The sequence below is a fragment of the Moorena producens PAL-8-15-08-1 genome (genome assembly GCF_001767235.1).
GTDB classification, from domain to species: Bacteria; Cyanobacteriota; Cyanobacteriia; order Cyanobacteriales; family Coleofasciculaceae; genus Moorena; species Moorena producens_A.
Genome location: NZ_CP017599.1, coordinates 5,955,259 through 5,975,593 on the forward strand (window position 1 = coordinate 5,955,259; position 20,335 = coordinate 5,975,593).

20 protein-coding genes, 1 tRNA gene, 2 pseudogenes and 1 other annotated feature are annotated in these 20,335 nt (G+C 43.6%); of the genes and pseudogenes, 8 read left to right on the plus strand and 15 right to left on the minus strand.

What is annotated here, in order from left to right:
• Positions 1-84: 84 nt before the first annotated feature.
• Positions 85-759 (plus strand): response regulator transcription factor, encoded by a 675-nt coding sequence (locus BJP34_RS21780; RefSeq protein WP_070394152.1) that lies wholly within the window; start codon positions 85-87, stop codon positions 757-759.
• 113 nt (positions 760-872) lie between these two features.
• Here BJP34_RS21780 and BJP34_RS21785 read toward each other — a convergent pair whose 3' ends face one another.
• Positions 873-1,196 (minus strand): (2Fe-2S) ferredoxin domain-containing protein, encoded by a 324-nt coding sequence (locus tag BJP34_RS21785; protein WP_070394153.1) that lies wholly within the window; start codon positions 1,194-1,196, stop codon positions 873-875.
• 266 nt (positions 1,197-1,462) lie between these two features.
• Between BJP34_RS21785 and BJP34_RS21790 the strand changes: the two genes are divergently transcribed.
• Both BJP34_RS21790 and BJP34_RS21795 read left to right on the plus strand, forming a co-directional pair.
• On the plus strand, positions 1,463-3,616 hold the full coding sequence (locus BJP34_RS21790) for a serine/threonine-protein kinase (protein ID WP_070394154.1): 2,154 nt from the start codon (positions 1,463-1,465) through the stop codon (positions 3,614-3,616).
• 128 nt (positions 3,617-3,744) lie between these two features.
• The gene (locus BJP34_RS21795; protein WP_070394155.1) at positions 3,745-4,215 is read left to right on the plus strand and encodes a shikimate kinase; all 471 of its coding nucleotides are present in this window, start codon (positions 3,745-3,747) and stop codon (positions 4,213-4,215) included.
• 1,077 nt (positions 4,216-5,292) lie between these two features.
• On the opposite strand, the gene rplL is transcribed toward BJP34_RS21795, so the two are convergent.
• The 11 genes from rplL to BJP34_RS21845 all read right to left on the minus strand — a co-directional run bounded on the left by rplL (position 5,293) and on the right by BJP34_RS21845 (position 14,122).
• The gene (rplL, locus tag BJP34_RS21800; RefSeq protein ID WP_070394156.1) at positions 5,293-5,694 is read right to left on the minus strand and encodes a 50S ribosomal protein L7/L12; all 402 of its coding nucleotides are present in this window, start codon (positions 5,692-5,694) and stop codon (positions 5,293-5,295) included.
• Positions 5,695-5,783: 89 nt separating this feature from the next.
• On the minus strand, positions 5,784-6,350 hold the full coding sequence (rplJ, locus tag BJP34_RS21805; protein WP_070394157.1) for a 50S ribosomal protein L10: 567 nt from the start codon (positions 6,348-6,350) through the stop codon (positions 5,784-5,786).
• A 148-nt stretch (positions 6,351-6,498) separates the two neighbouring features.
• Positions 6,499-6,691 (minus strand) — a sequence feature (ribosomal protein L10 leader region).
• Between the two features lie 46 nt (positions 6,692-6,737).
• Entirely contained in the window at positions 6,738-7,454 is a 717-nt protein-coding gene (gene rplA, locus BJP34_RS21810) for a 50S ribosomal protein L1 (protein ID WP_070394158.1), read from the minus strand.
• A 182-nt stretch (positions 7,455-7,636) separates the two neighbouring features.
• On the minus strand, positions 7,637-8,062 hold the full coding sequence (gene rplK / locus BJP34_RS21815) for a 50S ribosomal protein L11 (protein ID WP_070394159.1): 426 nt from the start codon (positions 8,060-8,062) through the stop codon (positions 7,637-7,639).
• Between the two features lie 10 nt (positions 8,063-8,072).
• Entirely contained in the window at positions 8,073-8,690 is a 618-nt protein-coding gene (gene nusG / locus BJP34_RS21820) for a transcription termination/antitermination protein NusG (RefSeq protein ID WP_070394160.1), read from the minus strand.
• Positions 8,690-8,917 (minus strand): preprotein translocase subunit SecE, encoded by a 228-nt coding sequence (secE, locus tag BJP34_RS21825; protein WP_070394161.1) that lies wholly within the window; start codon positions 8,915-8,917, stop codon positions 8,690-8,692. Before secE ends, nusG begins: the two co-directional genes overlap by 1 nt.
• 399 nt (positions 8,918-9,316) lie before the next feature.
• Positions 9,317-9,389 (minus strand) — tRNA-Trp (locus BJP34_RS21830).
• A 98-nt stretch (positions 9,390-9,487) separates the two neighbouring features.
• Positions 9,488-9,850, minus strand: a complete 363-nt coding sequence (gene rplS, locus BJP34_RS21835) for a 50S ribosomal protein L19 (RefSeq protein ID WP_070394162.1) — start codon at positions 9,848-9,850, stop codon at positions 9,488-9,490.
• Between the two features lie 153 nt (positions 9,851-10,003).
• Positions 10,004-11,137, minus strand: coding sequence for a hypothetical protein (locus BJP34_RS21840; protein ID WP_070394163.1), 1,134 nt, complete (start codon positions 11,135-11,137; stop codon positions 10,004-10,006).
• 138 nt (positions 11,138-11,275) lie between these two features.
• Positions 11,276-11,464, minus strand: coding sequence for a hypothetical protein (locus tag BJP34_RS40545; protein WP_149031108.1), 189 nt, complete (start codon positions 11,462-11,464; stop codon positions 11,276-11,278).
• Positions 11,465-11,476: 12 nt separating this feature from the next.
• Positions 11,477-14,122 (minus strand): phospholipid carrier-dependent glycosyltransferase, encoded by a 2,646-nt coding sequence (locus tag BJP34_RS21845; protein WP_070394164.1) that lies wholly within the window; start codon positions 14,120-14,122, stop codon positions 11,477-11,479.
• A gap of 100 nt (positions 14,123-14,222) precedes the next feature.
• Between BJP34_RS21845 and BJP34_RS21850 the strand changes: the two genes are divergently transcribed.
• The 4 genes and pseudogenes from BJP34_RS21850 to BJP34_RS21860 form a co-directional block, all read left to right on the plus strand.
• Positions 14,223-14,615 (plus strand): type II toxin-antitoxin system RelE/ParE family toxin, encoded by a 393-nt coding sequence (locus BJP34_RS21850; RefSeq protein WP_070396813.1) that lies wholly within the window; start codon positions 14,223-14,225, stop codon positions 14,613-14,615.
• Positions 14,608-14,916 (plus strand): helix-turn-helix domain-containing protein, encoded by a 309-nt coding sequence (locus BJP34_RS21855; RefSeq protein ID WP_070394165.1) that lies wholly within the window; start codon positions 14,608-14,610, stop codon positions 14,914-14,916. The genes BJP34_RS21850 and BJP34_RS21855 overlap by 8 nt, the downstream gene beginning before the upstream one ends.
• A gap of 437 nt (positions 14,917-15,353) precedes the next feature.
• A pseudogene (locus tag BJP34_RS50495) lies at positions 15,354-15,447 on the plus strand (transposase); the annotation flags it as partial.
• A 300-nt stretch (positions 15,448-15,747) separates the two neighbouring features.
• Positions 15,748-16,236 (plus strand): annotated as a pseudogene (locus BJP34_RS21860) (transposase); the annotation flags it as partial.
• Between the two features lie 55 nt (positions 16,237-16,291).
• On the opposite strand, the gene BJP34_RS21865 reads toward BJP34_RS21860, so the two are convergent.
• Positions 16,292-16,738 carry a GNAT family N-acetyltransferase gene (locus BJP34_RS21865; RefSeq protein ID WP_070394167.1) on the minus strand — a complete coding sequence of 149 codons (447 nt, stop codon included), beginning with the start codon at positions 16,736-16,738 and terminating at the stop codon, positions 16,292-16,294.
• A gap of 247 nt (positions 16,739-16,985) precedes the next feature.
• On the opposite strand from BJP34_RS21865, the gene BJP34_RS49240 reads away from it, so the two are divergent.
• A complete protein-coding gene (locus BJP34_RS49240; RefSeq protein ID WP_267876337.1) occupies positions 16,986-17,117 on the plus strand; it encodes a hypothetical protein in 132 nt (43 codons plus the stop codon).
• Here the strand turns inward: BJP34_RS49240 and BJP34_RS21870 are convergent.
• Positions 17,114-18,730, minus strand: coding sequence for a glycosyltransferase family 39 protein (locus BJP34_RS21870; protein WP_070394168.1), 1,617 nt, complete (start codon positions 18,728-18,730; stop codon positions 17,114-17,116). The two genes, BJP34_RS49240 and BJP34_RS21870, sit on opposite strands and share 4 nt — an antisense overlap.
• 171 nt (positions 18,731-18,901) lie before the next feature.
• Positions 18,902-19,435 carry a methyltransferase family protein gene (locus BJP34_RS21875; protein ID WP_229423963.1) on the minus strand — a complete coding sequence of 178 codons (534 nt, stop codon included), beginning with the start codon at positions 19,433-19,435 and terminating at the stop codon, positions 18,902-18,904.
• Between the last annotated feature and the right edge of the window lie 900 nt (positions 19,436-20,335).

Genomic DNA, 20,335 nt, shown 5'->3' on the forward strand with positions numbered 1-20,335 from the left:
AAACTTACATAGGTGCCCTTGACCCATTAAGAATTAAATTCGCCACGGGTCGCACCTCTTGTTTGGCCTAGACACCATTAAGCTATGACCCACCATATTTTAGTTGTCGAAGATGAAACCAAACTAGCCCAGTTTATTGAACTGGAACTGAAGTACGAAGGTTATCAGGTTAGTGTTGCCTACGATGGATTAGCTGGTTTGGGAGCAGCGCGGGAATCTAATCCAGATTTAGTAATACTCGACTGGATGCTACCGGGCATATCAGGACCAGAAATTTGCCGACGCCTGCGCAGTACTGGTAATCAGGTGCCCATTATCTTATTAACCGCTAAAGATGAAGTAAGCGATCGCGTTAGTGGTTTAGATGCTGGTGCTGATGACTACGTAGTCAAACCCTTCAGCGTAGAGGAATTATTAGCCAGAGTCCGAGCTCATCTGCGACGCAATCAAACCGAAGACCCGAACATCCTGCAATTTGCCGACTTAAGTTTAAACCATAGCACCCGTGAAGTCTATCGAGGTCAGCGATTAATTGAACTGACTGTCAAAGAATTTGATCTACTCGAATATCTCCTAGCCCATCCCCGACAAGTCCTCACCCGAGAGCAAATCCTGGAAAGAGTCTGGGGTTATGACTTTATGGGTGACTCTAATATCATAGAAGTTTACATTCGCTACTTGCGCCTGAAGCTAGAAGCGAACAACGAAAACCGTCTAGTCCAAACCGTGCGCGGTGTTGGCTACGTCTTGCGAGATTAGTCCTGAGTGGGTCAGTCCAGAGTGCATTAGTCCATCCCGTCCATCCCAACTCCCGATTCCCGATTCCCGATTCCCGACTCCCTAAAACCATTGAAAACTGCTATACCTAATAGCTAATACCCAAAACTCATATGGATGCGGGGATGCAGTTTTGCGCTTACTAACTTACCCCCTTGGAGATGTTCTTCCACAATTACCGGCACATCTTGTGGTTTGACTCGGCAATACCAAGTCTCCTCTGGAACAATCCGCACCGTTGGACCAGAACTACACTGTCCCTGGCAAGTTGTACCAATTACGCTAAAGTCAGAAACCTCAGCTTGCTCAAAGGCAGCCAGCACCTCAGCTGAACCGGCTGCTAAACAAGACTTATGTTGGCATACTAAAACACAAGGCTTTTCAGTTTTGGCACTGTGTTGAGTAAAATCTGTTTCCACGTTGAGTTCAGTTAATATTAAAAATTGTTACTACTTTGATCATAACCATTGACTTTTCTGCATAGTTCACTGTCATTATCCCGTAGGATGCTAAATAACTGTTTTCAGTCCTGAGTTGGTTTTGAGGAAGCACAGTCTCCTGTTATGCACAAATGACCAATGAATAATTACCAATAACTCATTGCTCAACCATCCAATTCAATCGGACAGCAGCTTAACATTAGAATCAAGAGCACACTTTGAACCCAATTGTCCCTGAATCCGTCATGAATGCAAAACTCTTAAACAATCGCTACCGTGTCCTTGAGACTCTAGGTTCGGGTGGGTTCGGTGACACCTTTCTCGCCGAAGATATCCATATGCCCTCAAGACGGCGGTGTGTGATTAAGCAACTTAAGGCATTGGCTCATAATTCTAAAGCTTACAAGCTCGTCCAAGAGCGATTCCAACGAGAAGCAGCTGTTTTAGAAGCCTTAGGGGAAGCACATGACCAGATTCCGAGACTTTATGCCTATTTCTCTGAAGCCGAAAAGTTTTACCTGGTTCAAGAGTGGATTCGAGGAAATACCTTTACAACACTGGTCAGACAGGGAAAAAAATTTACTGAGATTGAAGTTAGGGAACTCCTAATTAGTTTGTTAAAAGTTCTAGAGTATGTCCACTCTCGCCGTATCATTCATCGGGACATTAAGCCAGATAACATCATTATCCGCCAACGAGATGGAGTACCAGTTCTAATTGATTTTGGTGCAGTCAAAGAAGCAATGAGTACCGTAGTCACTAACTCTGGCACCCCCCACCCAGCATCAATTATAATTGGCACTCCTGGCTATATGTCTTCGGAACAGTCAGCAGGACACCCAACCTATAGCAGTGATCTCTACAGTTTGGGGCTGACAGCAATTTTCTTGCTTACGGGTAAAATACCACAGCTATTCCACACAGATGAGAGGACTGGTGAGATTTTATGGCGTGAAGATGCCCCACCCCTTTATTCAAACCTAGGAATAGTGCTCGACAAAGCGATTCGATTCCATCCACGCGATCGCTTTATTAGTGTCAGACAAATGCTTGATTCTCTCCAATCTGACCCTTCATCACCTACGGTAGCCACAGTTCCCATTTCTCCCGGTGCCCCATCAACAGGCAACAACGGGACGGTAGCAACAGTCCCCATTTCCCCGGGTGACTCACCACCAGCCAACAACGGTTCAGTCTCCACTATTAAAGGCCCAAGTCCCGTCACAGTAAAACAAAACGATAGTTACAAAGCAGTTTTAAAGGGAGGTTTAATCGGAGGCGGTATATTACTGATTGTGGTGGCATTTGGTTCGCGATTCAACAAATTCTTGAATCCCTCTACGACCGTCCCATCCTATGAGCAATCTACATCAACATCATCCACGTCAAGTTCTCAAGAACAGCAAGATAAAAACCTATCATCACAAGACTCATCAGCAGAAACACCTTCATCGAGATCACAATCCCAGACCAACAGGCCATCACAACCAGAAACTAAATCAGAGACTACCATAACTGATCCGGTCACACCATCATATCCATCAATACCAGACACTACCGTAACTGATCCGGTCACACCATCATATCCATCAACACCAGAGACTACCGTAACTGATCCGGTCACACCATCATCCCCATCACAACCAGACACTACCGTAACTGATCCGGTCACACCATCATCCCCATCACAACCGGAAACTACCGTAACTGATCCGGTCACACCATCATCCCCATCACAACCAGACACTACCGTAACTGATCCGGTCACACCATCATCCCCATCACAACCAGACACTACCGTAACTGATCCGGTTACACCAACATCCCCATCACAACCAGACACTACCGTAACTGATCCGGTCACACCAAAATCGAGATCACAACCAGAGACTACCGTAACTGATCCAGCACCGACACCGAAACCTATCACCGAACCTTCACCCATCGTAGAAAACAATACCAATAACCCAAATCTTGCTCAGCTAAACGCTATTCCCAAATTTCCCCCAGGAACTCAGCGAAGAGTAGTGGAATATGCTTTAGGCAAGCCCACAAAACAATCAAACGGCATGTGGAGGACTCGCGCTTTCCTTTATAAAAACGTTGTCCCCAATCAAGTAGACCTAGGATATTTGTTTGATCGGAGTTCTGGGCGTCTGCGCCAAACGGAAGTTACCTTTTCCCAATCCGTTGATCTAGAAATCATGTCACAGACCTTAGACAAGCTGCTCAGTAACAACATCTCCACTGACATTAAACAGGGGCTTAAAGATGTATATCAGGGCGAGTCTAAGACCTATAAATTTTCCAGTGGTAACAATAACAGCTTGGAGGGTGTGATTCAACGAGACAATAGCGATCGCATTTACATTGGTGTTTGGGAAGCGGATTTAAAGTAAAAAGTAATCTTAATTCCCTGAGCAAGACTGTAGTGCTAAAGGCTCCCCGGCTCATAGCTGATAGCTAAGGGTTGTTCGCTTAGCGTGCGCGTAGCGTATATGCTTACCTTTTGTCTATTTCCTTTATCATGAGAAAGATACTAATATTCGGCAACTCTGGAGCGGGAAAAACTACCTTAGCCTTAAAATTACAGGTTGAGTTAAACTTACCCATATTAGATCTAGATACTATTACTTGGATACCCGATATACCAGGAGTAAGACGGGAAGATACGGAAAGTGAGAGATTATTAATCGACTTTATTCAAAAAAATCCTGGATGGATAATTGAAGGATGCTACGGGAGTTTAATTGAGATAGCCGCCAACTATTCATCAGAGATGATATTTTTGAATCCTGGAGTTGAAAAATGCCTAGAAAACAATCGACTCAGACCATGGGAGCCTCATAAGTATAAGACTCCCAAAGAACAAGAAGCAAATTTTGAATTTTTACAAACCTGGATTAAAGACTACTATTCACGTGATGATGAATATTCCTTTAGGTGCCATGATAGACTATTCAAAACATTTAGCGGCAATAAAATAGAAATAAATTGACTATAGCGGTTTTAAATTATGTGGTGTCAATTTTAGTTTGGACATGCTAAATTAGGATACAGAGGTTCACAGTTTACTCGCGAGGCAACCCTAAGGCTTATAGGCAAACGAGTTTTTGTTACGTTTGCAAAGAGGTGCTTATAGGTTACTGATGACAGCGACCTTTGCTCGAATTGTTTGAGCATAAATGCACGTAAAATATAGTTCAACGTGAAACACACGGCACAAAAAGCGAGCATCTAACGTTTAGCTGAAGACACCGATACAGCTTTACTGAAATGATCTGAACTGATCTATTAGTTCAAGTCGGGTTAATCACTTCCAATATAGTCTCTAGATTGTTGGGTCACCTTAATCGGTAATGGGTAATCCTCAACTACCAATTAGCAATTCCAAATCAGCAATTCCAAATGACCAATTCCAAATTACCTGATTTCGGATATGATAATTAGTCAATCAGAGATGATATTATATTTTTTGACTAAGATATTTAATTAGTCAGAGACGCGCTACCCTGATCTGATAATTATGAGGGTATAATAAGATGCTTTGCCCTGAAATGATAAATTAAAAGACTTGGCTGACTAATCTTATAACTTTCACCAATAATCATTATTATCGATTTACTTAGATAAAGGTGTGATATCAATCACATCAACCGGTGAAGTTAATTACTGCATGGGGTGACTGGATAATGAAACGGGCAAGATGCCCGTTCCACGCCTGATGCCCGTTCCACAAAACTATTCAAATCGTTTCATTATTAAGCAACACCAAAAAAAAGGAGCCGATTGTGTCAGCTCCCCAAAAATTGAGGTTGATTCAACTTATATCAAGTCCGGTTAATCACTTACCAAATAGTCTCTAGTCATCAGCTATCAGCTATCAGTCTATGGGCTACGCGCAGGCTACGCCAACAGCCTGTGGCGACGCTACGCCAATGGCTGTTCGCGCAGCGTGAGCTAAAAGCTCAGGGCTGTTCGCGCAGCGTGAGCTAAAAGCTCAGGGCTGTTCGCGCAGCGTGAGCTTTTAGCTCAGGGCTGAATGCTTATGGTCAACCAGACATGATAGTAGATATTACTTGACGGTAACTTTAGCACCAGCCTCTTCCAGTTGCTTCTTAGCGTCTTCAGCCGCCTCTTTAGCAATGGCCTCTTTAATCGCTTTAGGAGCAGATTCCACCAACTCTTTGGCTTCTTTGAGACCCAAACCAGTGATGCCTCGCACCACCTTGAGTACAGCAATCTTCTTATCAGAGGGGAACTCTTCTAGAACCACATCAAATTCAGTTTTCTCTTCCTCTGGCTCAGCCTCAGCAGCTGGAGCACCAGGCATAGCACCAGCCATCATCATCATACCGCCAGCAGGAGCAGCAGCGCTGACACCAAAAGCCTCTTCGATCTGCTTAACCAGCTCAGACGCTTCTAGCAGAGTCAGAGATTTTAATTTTTCGAGAATTTCATCAGTTGTAGCAGACATTGATATAACTCCTTTTAGGTGAATTGTTTAATGTGTTGAGTGTTGTACTTAAGTGTTGTACAAATCTCAGAAAGGGGGAAAACCGAGTACTAGCTGTCGCCTTCTTCCTTGGCAGCAATGCCTTGGATGCATCGACCCAAAGAAGCTGGCACCTCGTTAATACTACGACCCAAGGAGGCTGGTACCTCATTAATCCCGACAGCAAGTTTGGTAGCGATAGAATTAATCGCTCCAGCAACTTGCGCGATCAGTTCCTCCTTAGAAGGCAAGTCGGCAATTGCCTTAACTTGCTCTTCATTTAAGGCTTGACCTTGCATCACGCCGCCGCGAAATTCAGTCTTCTTGGCGGCTTTCTTAAACTCCTGGTAAGCTCTGATGGCACTACCAACATCGTCTTTGACCAGGAGAAAAGCTGAAGTACCACTCAGGAATTCTGTCATCGGCTGCCAGTTTTCGTCTTCTTCCACCGCAAGCCGCATGAAGGTGTTTTTGGTCACCTTGCAAATCGTGCCAGTGGGACGCAGACGATTCCGTAAATCGGTAATTTCAGCAACCGACAGCCCCTGGTAATCAATAACTACAGCCAGCTGAGACTCACTCAAGGTTTGCTTGAGCTCCGCCACAATTGTCTTTTTCTCGTCAAGTGTTCTACCCATTTTGTTAAGTGTTAACTGGTTAATTGTTAATTGAAAATAAATAAAAATAAATAATATTTATTTTTAATTGACTCTCAACCAAGAATGATAAGTATTGAACGGTCGGTCGCGTAGCGTGTGCGTAGCACATAGATCTGACGGATAACAAATAACCAAACTAAAACCCCGGAGACTTGGCCGGGGTTAAGGGTCGTATCATTACCGCGTTCGCGTAGCGTGTGCGTAGCACAATCGCACTCACTGTAGGATCAGTGCCTGGGCAGATGATACATAGTACTTTAACCTCGGCAGGATATTAAGCTAGTTACTCCTGCTGTCTTCAGCGCAAGCCTTCTTCAATTGTCTAGTTTGTGTTGTCGAATTTTCCGGTAATTTCTAATCTCGGTTTTACGCAGCACCCTCAAGCTTGAGTTCACGCAGGATAGCGATATCCACTTCAATCGATGGACCCATGCTAGCAGACACATATAGAGTGCGCCAATAGCGACCTTTCGCGCCAGATGGGCGATTGCGGTCGATAGTTTCCTGCAAAGCCTTCAGATTCACCAGTAAGTCTTCGGGGCTAAAGGATGCCTTACCAAACATAACATGAACAATGCCAGTACGGTCAGCCCTAAATTCTAGTTTACCAGCTTTGAATTCTTGAATTGCCTGAGCTATGTCATTAGTAACTGTACCACCTTTAGGAGAAGGCATCAAGCCCCGTGGTCCGAGGAGACGACCCAATCTGGCTACTTTGGGCATCATGTCCGGCGTAGCAATTAGCCGGTCAAAATCCATCATCCCATTTTGAATTTCTGCAATTAACTCCTCAGAACCGGCAATGTCTGCCCCTGCATTAGTAGCTTCCGAGACTTTTTCACCCCGAGCAATCACTGCTACTCGTATCGTCTGACCTGTTCCCTTCGGTAAAGCCACTGTAGTGCGCAGTTGCTGGTCAGTATACTTTGGGTCAATTCCTAAGCGAATATGGGCTTCAGCCGATTCCGAAAATTTGGCCGTGGCTGTTTCTTTGAGGAGTTTGAGAGCTTCTATGGGTTCATAAGGTCGCTCTTCAACCTTCTTTTTTAGTTCCTGTAATCGACGCGATGGTTTCTTGGGCATCTGTATCTCCTGGGGTACTTAGCGAAGTAAAACTCCTCCCCCTCTATGGTTTACGTTAATACATTGGAGTTGAAAGTTGAAAGTTGAAAGTTGAAAGTTAAAAGTTGAAAGTTGAAATTTCCAGGTTACAGCGTCAATTCATCTTTCATCCTTGATCCTTCATCCTTGATCTTTCATCCTTACTAATCGGTTATGGCTACACCCATGTTTCTAGCTGTGCCTTCCACAATTTTCATTGCCGCTTCTATATCATTAGCATTGAGGTCAGGCATTTTAGTTTGGGCTATTTCTTGCAGCTGGGAGCGAGTAAGGGTGCCAACTCTAGTGCGGTTGGGTTGTGCTGACCCTTTCTCAATACCAGCAGCTTTCTTGATCAGTACAGAGGCTGGTGGAGTTTTGAGGATAAAGGTAAAGCTTCGATCCTCAAACACCGAAATTTCCACTGGTATCACCATACCAGCTTGATCAGCAGTTTTGGCATTGTACTCTTTACAGAATGCCATAATATTTACCCCGTGCTGACCGAGTGCTGGTCCGACGGGGGGAGCTGGGTTAGCTTTCCCAGCTGGGAGCGCTAACTTAATCAATGCAACAACTTTTTTAGCCATGATCTAGGGTCTAGCTTGTTTTTTCAATCTGATTGAACTCCAATTCTACTGGTGTATCCCGCCCAAAGATCGATAGTAAGGCTTTGAGTTTGCTCCTTTCGGGGCTAACTTCAATCACTTCCCCTTCAAATTCTTTAAACGGACCAGATAGCACCATGATTTTGTCCCCTACTGCCATATCTACTTTGACAATCGGTTCTTGCTCTTCGGTTTGCTTGAAGATCCGCTCTACTTCACCATAGCTGAGGGGTACTGGTTTGACATGTCCTCTGCCACGCCCGTAGCGGCGTTTTTGTTCTGCCCCAACAAAATTAATCACATTTGGTGTGTTTTTGACAACTTGCCAAGCTTCATCATCCATCACCATCTGGACTAACACATAGCCAGGGAAAACTTTTTCTTCGCTGTGTTGGCGAGAACCATCCTTACGGATTTTCACCGTAGGTGTTTGGGGAATCTGCACTTTCAAAATCCGGTCCCCTACATCCATCGTCTGGATGCGCTGTTCCAAGTTCGTCTTAACCCGTTTTTCACAGCCAGAAGCCACCTGAACTGCGTACCAACGTGGACTTGCAGGTTTTGATACCTCTTGATCGAAATCTTGGGATTCGTCTGCAGCAAAACTCATCAAAATACCTGTCCTGATGCCCAGGAAAATAAACCATCTACCAAGTAAATTATGGTGGCAGACAGAATGACCATCAACAATACCGCTGCTGATTCACTAATTAACTGTTGCCGAGAAGGCCAAACGACTTTAGCGAGTTCTTCTTTGGTTTCGTTGAAGAAATTACCTAGGTTAAACCCAGATTCAGTTTCTTTAGTCTCTGGTTCAGCTTTTGTTTTCTTTGCCACAACTTCTCCTTTCCCCCATCAACGCATTTATATCGGTCTACCATGGTCGGTGCTGAGTGCTATGTGCGCATCGTGGTGAGTCAATCCAGCCAGGGATTAGATGACACAAGTCAGCTTTACTGGATCTGCGACCCGTGGCCAATGTAATTCGCCAAGTAAGAGCGCACCTATGTCAATTTCCTGTTCCTTGCATCGGGGATAGTCTAGCTGGTAATGCCCCAGCCACAAAAATCCACTAGTCCTGATGCTTGAGTCAAACTGTTCTACTCAGCCCCCTCAACTGAAGGAATCCCACTGGATTTGCTCAGCTAAACCCTGGCATACCACAGGTGAGACCCGTAGGGAATCCAATCCGCTAAGGAAAAGCGCACCTAACTTTTGTATTCTACCAATTTTGAGCGCGCCCTGGAGGACTCGAACCCCCGACATCAGGTTTTGGAGACCTGCGTTCTACCAACTGAACTAAGGACGCAGATGGAGTAGAGAGGTAGAGGTTAACCTCTCGCTTGATCTAGTTTACCCTAATTTTGGCATTTACACCAACCAACTTGATGCTAGGCCAGAAAAAGGTTATAAACTACGGTCAAAGCGTTGTTTGATGCGAGTAGCCTTACCAACGCGATCGCGTAAATAGTATAGCTTAGCTCGACGCACCTTGCCTCGACGGACTACTTTTATATTAGCAATTTTTGGAGAATGGAGTAGAAAAACCCGTTCCACACCAACCCCTTGGAAAATCCGGCGTACTGTAATCGTTTCATTAATGCCACCATTGCGCATGGCAATCACAGTGCCTTCATAGGGTTGAACCCGTTCCTTATTACCTTCTTTAATCCGTACCCCCACCCGCACGGTGTCACCGACGTAGATGGTAGGGACGTTTTCCTTTAGTTGTTCCGCTTCAAGGGAACGAATGATTTCTTGAGCATTCATGGTTTTTGCTTATGCCTAAAAGCACCAGTTTTTGATTATATCCGAAAGAAACACTTGAAGTCTAGATTTTTTTGGGAAAACGTAGGACTTCAGCACCACTACCTGTGTCTGTGTCTGTCTATTTGGTGTAAATAGCTGATCTGGTAGCTGTATCTACTCTCTGTTGCTTGCTTTTTTCCCTTGAGTACTCAAACGTGTAGCTATCATACCAAGGGCTAGTAAACCTAATGTAGCAGTAGGTTCATTAACACTAGCCTCAGAGGCGCTAGGCTCAGAGAACACTGGATACAGGAACTGGCGACCAGCGTAGTCATCATTAACCAATGGGCTAAGGTTAGTGACTGGGTTGCCTGGACCTATGCCTAGTCCCCGGGATTCCATCAGAATATCTACGCCTGGGGTGTCAACACCCGGATCCTGATCTGGAACTGTAAACAATGAAAATGGCGAAGCGGCTGGATTGAGGGGATCGATTAGTTGGGCGATCGGGTTGCTTAATGTTGCATTAGCTGTGGCGCTAGTACTGCCATCATAGTTGTCGTCGATAAATCTATTAGCACTGATGTCTCCCTCGATATCCCCTAATCCAATGGCATGACCGATCTCGTGGGTCAACAATCGCCTAAAAAAGTCGAGGGTATATACTGTTCCGGCATTATTGTTGAAGGTGATATCTGCTCCGACAATGGCGCTTGAGCCTGCATAATTTTCCGTTCCAGAAGTGAGAGTTACAGTATCGTTGATGTAATAGAAAAACGCTTCACCTTGGGGTGAGGTATTTCCAGGATTCCAGAACGTTGCATTGGTCGAGGCAAACAGGTCAATCTCCGCACCATCTGGGTGAACGTCTCCTCTACCGGTGCCTATTACTTGTGTCTCTAAATCTGCTACAAATGATAAATCGGTACCTAAACCAGATACTGGATCAACTACAGTCCAGGCGTTGAACGCAGCCTCAATGGCATTTTGAAACTCATTGACACTAGGAACAATATCCCAGGTGAATAAATCCCGGTAAGCTTGATAGGAACCGCCCTGTAGTGAGTATCGCAATCCGCCCTCCAGGGAACGCTCTCTTCCATGGATAGTCCTTGGAGCTGCATCCCATCGGGAGCCACCTTCGAGTGTGCTACCAGACCGGTTAAAAATTACAAAAGCCTCAGAGCGTGCTGGGTTAGCAACTTCAATCGCGGCAAAACTCAAAACAGACCCTAGGATGGCTAGTGATAGGTTTTGTGTCAGTTTGAGTAAATCAATAGGTTGTTTGTTTTTGAAGTTTGTTTTCATAAAATTGTTAATTTTAATATCTTAAAATCTATGGGCAGGTTAGTTTGAAAAACATCAAATAACCTAGGTTTTTATAGGCTTTAATTAAATTAAATATAAAATTGAAGTAAATTACCTCAATAAAAATACTGAAAATTTTCAAATAAATATAGTAAATTTGATGATAAATATTAAGCGATCGGGATGGGAAATTGGTATGACTAACGACAAATACGCAAAGAACACGAAGACTAAAAAGAAATAGTCCTTTTGAGCCATTGATTCACAATGAAATAATATTAGCGATCGCGTAGCGTGGCCGTTCGCGTAGCGTGGCCAAAAGGCCAAAAGGCCATCGCTTTAAAGTTCTAATCCCTGAATAACACTCCAAGCTTTGAACACATTACCTTGCATCAAGGCAGCTATACCAGATAGGGCTTGTAGTTCGGGAATAGTCGGGTTGATTTTAAGGGCAGGTTTTAGGGCATTTTCTCCATCTTTTCCATCCCAATCATAGAGATAGACGAAGGCAAGATAAGCGTGAGCATAGGGATTTTGGGGGTCAAGTTGGGTGACTCGCTTTAATGCTGCGATCGCACCTTCTACATCTTGCTGCAATACCCTACTCAAGGCCAGAGCATAGGCCAAGTCTAGGTTATTCGGTTCCAATTCCAGCCGATAGCTTAAGGCTAAATCTGCTTGCTCTAAGTAGTCCTGAATCGGATCGTACTGGTTAATGCGGGCAGTTTCTTCAAACACCGGTTCTAGGCCATTGAGTCCTTTAGGTAAATTAGTGGACAATATCCGCATTTGGGTGATTAAATCTAGTTCTGGTGCAGGTATGGGGGTAGCGGCTGGATCGATGGTCAAGGTAACGGTTGGTACTTGTATCGGATAAGTTTCGCGAGTTTGTCGATTGAGGTAAGTTGCTTTCAGGGTGTAGCTTCCAGCTGGGATATCTGCTGGGGGAAACATCGCCATCCGTTCAATGACTTGAAATTGGGAATTGGCACTTGGTAATTGGGAAGAGTGTAGTTCTCCCATGGCAATACCATGGTCGTGTAACCATCCGTGGGTTAAAGGTTGCAGGTTAGTATCGGTTGTTCGCCTTTGGCGTTCCCGAAGGGTAGGTTGCCAGGTGAGGATAACGATGCCAGATTGTAATTGCTCCCAAGAACCAGTCCACTGATAAGTTACTGGTACAGGTACTCCAGCAGGAGATGTTTCTGGTATGGTGACTTGGTCTAATTTAACTCTGGAACTTGAGCTGAGAGTATTGCTGTTCGCGTAGCGTGGCCTTTTGGCCAGGGAAGTATTGCCATTGAAACTAGTGGGTTTTATGGATGATTGGTCACCCACAGGCTTTATCGATAATGGTTTTACGGCTATTGGTGGCTGCCGCTTGTGATACAGTTTCAGTTGGCTAGCATCGGGTAACTCCCAAGTCTGGTGTAGCTCAAATTCTGACCCTTGCTCAACTTCCTGAACTATAGCTGCTTGGGATTCTGGGATTGACCCTTGGGCACCAGTTTTAGTGAGGAACCAAGAAAGCGATCGCATATCCTGTTTCACTTGTTTGGCTTGGGTTCCCACTTGACGCCCGTATACTTGGAAATTGGCTAATGCACCATAGTAATTGAAGTTGTGTTGGTTAATGTCTGGGGTTGATGGTAATACTCCTAAGTTAGAGCGCAAGTAAGGTTGAGTCTTGATGATTTCAGCAATTACCTTCCGATGAGGCCATGGCTGTCCTAAGTAGGGCAAATGTTGTACACGGGGACTAAGTAATTGAGTCAATCCTCTACCTCCTAATGGAAATAGATTCAACATCATCAGTACAGTTGCTAGCCCTACCGTGGTCCAACGCATCGGTTTACCCCAACGATTAGTCCAGCAGGTTAAACCATAAGCCAGAAACAGTGATAGCACTGGAACTAATGGCAAGATATAGCGAGCATCTTTATTAATATTCAATGAACACAATAGATAACCACCCACTATGAAGACCCCTAGCCAGGTTAGTGACCAGATGGGGGGATGGGGAGATGGGAGATTGTTCGATTTTGCGATAGGGGATTGCTTGAGCCAATACTTGAGCCCATAAATTAATAGTCCTACTATCGGTATTAACAACAGCGGCCAAGAGATCAGGTAAGGTAAGATTTTCCAGTAGTAAACCCAAGCATCAAGGGTATTGAGGGCTGGGTCTCCTTCTGCGATCGCGGAATCAATGGTTGCTCGCTTGCCAGAGGTCAATATCAACAACCAATTAATCCGGTACCATGGACCAAATAGCAAAACTGATACCAGCAAACCCCCGATTAACTGAGCTAACCTTTGCCATTGCCTCTGCCACAGAACCCTGATCCCAGCCCAAACGATTGGCACAAATAGAAAAAATAAGGCGGTTTGCTTAACTAGCAACGCTAATCCTAAACAAACCCCAAACCCCAACCCCCACAACCATCCTTGTCTTACTGTGCTTCGGGATAAGGGTGTCTTGGCTCTTCCCAAACTCCACCACACTGTCAGAGACCAAAAACACAAACTGACTACTGTGGTTAATGGATAATCCAACAAAAATTCTAAACGGTAGCGATATAGTCCTGGTAACAACATTACTAAACCAGCAGCCCATAACCCTACCTGGCGGTTAAATAACACCAGCCCTAATCCATAAACTGAAGCAATTAGCACTCCACTACATAAAACTAGCGCTATCGTAGCTAGCTCTGGTCCGGTTCCAAACAGTTGCTGAACCATTGCCGCAATAATATAAGTCAATGGCGGGACTTTTGAGGAAATTGCCCAAAAACTGCTCCACCACTCCCCAGAGAACCACTCAGGATGCTGCAACGCCTGCCAGTAATTCAAGGAACCAGTCAAATAATCCGCCTGGTCCCAAGCTGGGGCAGAGTGATCTAGGGCAAACCAAATGCGATCGCAAAATCCACTCCCTAGCCAAATTAGTCCTAGAATTACTGGATCTCTAAAGCATCTTTTCATAGTGGTGATTGCTAGGTGCTCAGATGAATTAGCTACAAGAATCTTACCTGTAGTCAGATTGACTTATTATAACAATATTGTTATATTAGGATGGTGTGCTGTGCCGGAAACCCGTGTTGTTTTCTACCAGGAGGAGGATGGGGAAGTTCCAGTCCTAGAATGGTTGACGCAACTTTTGCAGTCAGACCGTAAAGGTTATGCCAACTGTGTTGCCCGAATTAAGCTACTTGCGGCATCTGGACATGAACTGCGTCGTCCAGTGGCAGATTATCTGCGCTCTGGTATTTATGAGTTGAGGGCAAAGCATCGTCGGGTCCAGTATCGTATCTTGTATTTTTATTACGGACAGAATGTGACGATTCTCGCCCATGCTATGACCAAGGAACAAGCAGCAGTACCGGACATTGATATTGAACGGGCACTCTTGAGAAAGGGTTTATTTGAACAAAACCCAGATGTTCATACCTATGTAGAGGAGGAAGAAAATGACTAAGACTTCTGATGCGATTAAAATTCTTAACAAGAAGACTCGTACCGACCCCGAGATCGAGGAAATGATAGCAGAAGCTTCTCTTAATGCAGAGGTGGCACAGTTGATTTATGAAGCCAGAACAAAAGCGGGGTTAACCCAGAAACAGCTTGCAGAACTTGTGGGTACAAAGCAGCCTGTGATTGCACGACTCGAAGATGCTGATTATGAAGGACACTCCCTTTCTATGTTGCAAAAAATCTCTCGCGCTCTCAATCAGCGGGTAGCGATCGCGTTTATCCCTACCGCAAATCTGATTCCATAGACCATTTGCAAATATAGCAATTCTCAATTCGATGACGTAATTTCGTGTTAGGGTTTTAGGCAGTAGAGACTAGGGCGTGTTTTCTGGCCTCGTTATATCCTAAAAGTAGTGTGTTCAATGGGTGCATTCATGGATCGAGGGGACGTGAAGTTTTGAAGAGTGGGAGAGGTGAAAACCGTTATTACCACCACAACAACCCCATACAGGTAAGCCCAATCACGACCGGAGAGGAAACCAATGAAGAGGGTCGCCTTTATAGGCGATAGGCTATGCATAAAAGGGTTAAAACTCATGAAATAAGGCCGGAGATGAAACCTTAGAATAAAGAAGCCTTATTTGATATAACTTAAACTGATGATTCACAGACTGTCGCCTATAAAGGCTTCTTTATTCTTACGGTAACTTCGTTCCCACTCTTCTTACGGTAACTTCGTTCCCACCGACAAGTGGTCAACGGCATTCAAAGGATACTCCGCAACTGGAGCGCCGTGGCGAGACCTGCCAGAACGTTATGGTTTGTGGCAAACTGTGGCAACAGGTGCGACCCGTGGCGAATTTAATAATTAGATGCGGAAAGCGCACCTAACGGTTTTATCGGTGGCAAAAAGCTGGGTAGGGCAAGCAAATTGAGCGAAAATCTCCAAGCCAAAGCAGATGAAGATGGAAAACTCAATTGGCAGGTCCATTATGTAGATGGAACAGTGATACGTCAGAGACGGGCGCCTTAGAATAAAGAAGCCTTTACAGGGGACAAACTATGGGTAAAAGGGTTAAAACTTATTAATTAAGGCTTCTTTATTCTTACGGTAACTTCAAACCCATCAACATGCAGCCGGTGGGAAAAAAGGGGTGAAGAAGACGAATCACGGTAGACGTTCCCGTGGTGGGTTCAGCTACCTTAATACACATACGCTTGTGTTGGTGCAAGGGAAACCCCTAACCTTTCTTCTAAGTCCAGGTCACAGAAACGAGTCAATTTTTTTTGAACAATTGATGGAACTTCGAGCAGTAAAGCGTTCTGGCAGAGGTCGCCCACGTATTCGCCCCAAAAGAGTAGTTGGAGATAAAGGTTACACAGGTCGTAGAATCCGTAATTACCTCCGTCGTCGTGGTATCCGTTTTACTTTTTCCAAGACTCAAGGGATGAACTACATCGTGGCCCCTTTAACCCGTGAAATTTATCGACAACGGAACCTGATAGAGCTTGCTATCAACCGACCTCTTACAGTTTCGCCCCATCGCTACCCGATAGGAAAAACTTGCTATAAATTATACAGCTATGTTAGAAATCGGATTAATTTTGTTGTGGTTATAGTTTGAAAACACGCCCTAGGCAGTAGCGATGCATCACGATTACCTATTTATTGTCACCTTTTTAGCTCAATCCTATTAACTGCTTCACCATCTTCACATGAACAATACCAGCCTCCTCAAAAGAGTCTCCCATTACTTCAAAGCCTAACTTTTCATAAAGCCCTTTCACATACTCTTGAGCATGAACCACCACTACCTTAACTCTAGCTTGCTCAGCCAACTCTAATGCCTTAATCATTAACTGTTTCCCAATGCCCTTACCTCTAGCATCAGATAAGACGGCTAACCGTTCTATTTTAGCTGTTTTATCATCTAGATATCTCACCCTACTTGTTCCTACCGGCTGATTATTCCAATAGGCTAATAAATGCTTAGCTATTTCATCCTTACCATCAAACTCTAAATCCGATGCTACCCCTTGTTCAAACTGAAAAACCTGCACCCTGATTAACTTAATTTCTGATAATCGTTCAGTATATCCAACAACTTTAATAGTTAACTCATCCATTTACCTATTCCAATTATGTAAGCATATGCGCTACGCGCAGGCTAAGCCAACAGCGGTCAGCGGTCAGCGGTCAGCTTAAAAGAAACCTCAGCACTTCAAGTACCGTGGCAGAGGCTTCTAGCCTGTGATCCATAAGCTGATAGCTGATAGCTGATAGCTGATAGCTTACCCAATTATTAACTGCTTAAATTATAATATAGCGGTTTCTATCCTAATGAGGTAAACATGATTTTTTATCTCTTCCCTGATGGAAAGTTACCTCTTCTCTCTTGCCTCTTGCCTCTTGCCTCTTGCCTCTTGCCTCTTGCCTCTTGCCTGTTCCCTGTTCCCTAAAACCCAAATATTTGTACCTCACCTAATTGAAAACCGCTATACTTAAAGCCTTAACTTACCGAGGGGCTTGACACTCGAATCATCAAACCACTCTATCTTAGTACTATACTTTTCCTCAAGTCCTTGTTGCAAATGATCAGAGGGATAAAATAGAAATATATCACTAAATCCTTGAGGAATATCGGGAATAGTAGGGGGAATGACTAACTGAAGTTTTACCTGAGGATTTAATAAATAACTAAGAGAAATCACATCTCCAGGATTCACTGAAGAAACATTACTAATTACCAGAGGTCGCTCAGTTTGATTAATGATCCTAGCGATGGTAGGATTGTGATGGCCAACTTGCTTGTTCCACCATATTTCTGTTTGGGAACTAATAGCACAAGAGATAACTCCCCCTGTAAGCAGCACAGCTACTATTCCTTTCCAGACCTTCTGTGTTCTTAAATTAGCCTTTATTAAAGTAGCCCTGGATAGATACCCAGTTATATACATACTAATTACATAAGCAACAGCCAGCTGCACTCCGATATAGCAAGGTAGGAAATACCGAGTACTTACTGAACGTCGTCCTCCCCAAATTAAGTCGGGTAAGATTAACCCTAATGCAGTAATAACGATTAACGTTAAAACCAGTAACCAAACTCGCTGGGTAGTATAACGACAGATAAAATAAATGGCATATCCCACAAAACTCACTAAAATTGGTGGGATTATATAGGTAAATGGATGCTCCAGTGGTATTCCAATATCAAAAAATATCAAACTAAGGTTTATCCCCCAGATTTTTACCAAAAATGATAAAGGGACTTGAATGGTTGTCCAATGGGTTTTATGCTGAATGACAGCTAAGTTAGTAACCACTACAACTAACCAAGGGGAAAAGGCTAGAAACCCGGCACCAGATGCTATAAAATAAGCAAAACTAGTTTTATTAAGGCGAAAACGTTCTAGAATAAAGACATAAATTCCATGTCCAATAGCCACAAATATAGAAAAGAGAAACGTGTAAAGACTAAGTGTCAATGTGACACCATAGATTACCCATGACCAGAGGTAGTGTGTTACTTTTCGACTATTCTTGGTTTTTCGGATAGCTCGTAACAGAGACGCGCAAGATAAGATAATAGTCAATGTCCATAGACTATATTCCCGTGCTTCTTGAGCGTAGAGCACATGAAAGGGAGATACCGCTAAAAGTGCCACAGCTACCCATCCCACTAAAGGGGATTCAAATAATTCTAAGCACAGCCAATAGATAGCTGGAAAAACCAGCAGGCTAAACAAAACAGATAAACCCCTAGGGTTATTGACAGCAGGACCAAATAGCTGCCGCCAAAACCGCGCCATTAAATAATAGAGGGGTGGATGTTCTGGGTTTTTAGCTAAGGCATTAATAGTATCCCCTAAGTCTTTTTCAGGATTGGGATGCTGATACTTTTGTAAGTCTTCAACCCCAATCACCCTACCATCAAAAACTTCCTTAATTACTTCATCTCCGGTGTAGCCAGAACTCCGAATTGAGGTATAAACCTCATCGTGCCAGTAGATTTTATGGTTTAGATTGAAGCAGCGGAAGAAGATTCCTAGCAGTAAAAGGACGATAATTAAAAATCGCCATCTTAGGGAAAAATACTGCTTAGATGGTTTCGTCATATATTAAATTTGTGCTTGGGATTCCATTCACCAGTATTTTAGATAGAAAGGTCTTAGGTTAATGGTTTTTTGTATTTAATCCCTACTCCCTACTCCCTACTCCCTACTCCCTACTCCCGCTCAACCCAGGGCTTTGTACTTCACCGAATTGAGAAATGCTATAATCCTTGACTACCTCGTTTTTTGTGCAAAATCTGGATCGTTTGGACTGGAAGTAGTAGCTAAAAATAGCTGTGGTAGTAGTAGTCCAGAATTAGCTTTGTAGTCAGCAAACTCTGGATAGCGGGAGAGAGACTTATCTTTTTTGAGCATATTGGGAATAAATATACCTGCGATAAAACCTGCCAGAATCAAAAAGGGTAGCCAGTGCTGAGCTAGCATGGCAAAAGCAGAGTAGATCAGGATTTCTCCCAAGTAGTTTGTGTTTCGACAGCGAGCAAAGAATCCTTCTGTGATTAATCCAGAACGATACTTGAGAGTATAGTATTTCTGGGCATCACTGGCATAGGGTCGAAAAACTCCCATGACATTAATCGAAATGGCAGCAGCTACCAGGGGTAAGGGAAGCTCAGAACCACTGCTAATCAGAATAAAGGGAGCAACCCAGTAGAGCATTATTATTCCGGAGCCAAAAATTCCCATGCCAATAGGTATTTCTTGCTCCCACTGCTTGTCTGGATAGATACGGTCTTTGAGTAGCCACATCACCCCATAGGTACCATGGAGGGCTAGGTAAACCCATGGCCCAAGGGTGAAATTCTGCTAGACAACCATTAATCCCAGCACTACTGGAGCGGTAAGTGCTTTGAAAAGATTGATGAAGTGTTTGATTTTCATAGGTAGGGTGTCTTGTAGATTAAAGGCTTGCTAAGTCACTACCGTAATTCTACGGAAATTTGTGATCGTTTTTCCAGAATTAACGGCTCTATCAGTGGATTGAAATTAGTGTTCAGGAGTAAGTGAGTAACTACCTGGACATACATTATAGTAACTGTGTTAACTTTTTTAAAGTGACTCAATCTCTTACTGTTCAAAGTTTCCAGTTTTATAGTTTCTAATTTATCTAGTCAACATTAATTTAATACGTCTACTGATCTTTAAGGTTATATTACTACCGTAATTATACTTAAAATAGTCATTGCTTTCATAAAAAATCACAAATAAATTAAGTATATTAAATACCTTAAATGTATCAATAAATACTTGCTTATTTCAGGATATTTTCTTAAAACAATTCGCGTAATACTCAGTATTTTGTCTTAAAAATAGTCTAATTGATAGAACTATGATTTATGATCAACTAGAACGTTTACATTTGATTTGTGAACAAAGAACCCTCTTTAAATAAGAGTTTTAGCTAGTTTGGCGTTCACAAATGATTTAGAAACGCGCTTAGCAGTTCTCGATCGGGTGAGGTACTTTCCTCTTTAGTTTTAGGGAGCAGGGATTAAGGAGCAGGGAGCAAGTCATAAAAGGGTGCATCTCATTTTTGAAAATTTTGCGTAGGGTGTGTTAGGGGGCCTTCATTTTTCGCCTCGTAGTCAGGGTTATGTTGCTGCCCGTAACGCACCACCGTGTCAAACAGCAAAAATGAGATGCACCCTC

Coding starts and splice junctions, on each gene's coding strand:
- BJP34_RS49240 (WP_267876337.1), top strand. CDS start 16,986: ATGGAAAGTTACCTCTTCTCTCTTGCCTCTTGCCTCTTGCCTCTTGCC.
- BJP34_RS21840 (WP_070394163.1), bottom strand. CDS start 11,137: ATGAAAACAAACTTCAAAAACAAACAACCTATTGATTTACTCAAACTG.
- BJP34_RS21865 (WP_070394167.1), bottom strand. CDS start 16,738: ATGGATGAGTTAACTATTAAAGTTGTTGGATATACTGAACGATTATCA.
- BJP34_RS21790 (WP_070394154.1), top strand. CDS start 1,463: ATGAATGCAAAACTCTTAAACAATCGCTACCGTGTCCTTGAGACTCTA.
- BJP34_RS21875 (WP_229423963.1), bottom strand. CDS start 19,435: ATGTGGCTACTCAAAGACCGTATCTATCCAGACAAGCAGTGGGAGCAA.
- rplA (WP_070394158.1), bottom strand. CDS start 7,454: ATGCCCAAGAAACCATCGCGTCGATTACAGGAACTAAAAAAGAAGGTT.
- rplJ (WP_070394157.1), bottom strand. CDS start 6,350: ATGGGTAGAACACTTGACGAGAAAAAGACAATTGTGGCGGAGCTCAAG.
- BJP34_RS21870 (WP_070394168.1), bottom strand. CDS start 18,730: ATGACGAAACCATCTAAGCAGTATTTTTCCCTAAGATGGCGATTTTTA.
- rplK (WP_070394159.1), bottom strand. CDS start 8,062: ATGGCTAAAAAAGTTGTTGCATTGATTAAGTTAGCGCTCCCAGCTGGG.
- rplS (WP_070394162.1), bottom strand. CDS start 9,850: ATGAATGCTCAAGAAATCATTCGTTCCCTTGAAGCGGAACAACTAAAG.
- BJP34_RS21845 (WP_070394164.1), bottom strand. CDS start 14,122: ATGAAAAGATGCTTTAGAGATCCAGTAATTCTAGGACTAATTTGGCTA.
- BJP34_RS21780 (WP_070394152.1), top strand. CDS start 85: ATGACCCACCATATTTTAGTTGTCGAAGATGAAACCAAACTAGCCCAG.
- BJP34_RS21795 (WP_070394155.1), top strand. CDS start 3,745: ATGAGAAAGATACTAATATTCGGCAACTCTGGAGCGGGAAAAACTACC.
- rplL (WP_070394156.1), bottom strand. CDS start 5,694: ATGTCTGCTACAACTGATGAAATTCTCGAAAAATTAAAATCTCTGACT.
- BJP34_RS21855 (WP_070394165.1), top strand. CDS start 14,608: ATGACTAAGACTTCTGATGCGATTAAAATTCTTAACAAGAAGACTCGT.
- nusG (WP_070394160.1), bottom strand. CDS start 8,690: ATGAGTTTTGCTGCAGACGAATCCCAAGATTTCGATCAAGAGGTATCA.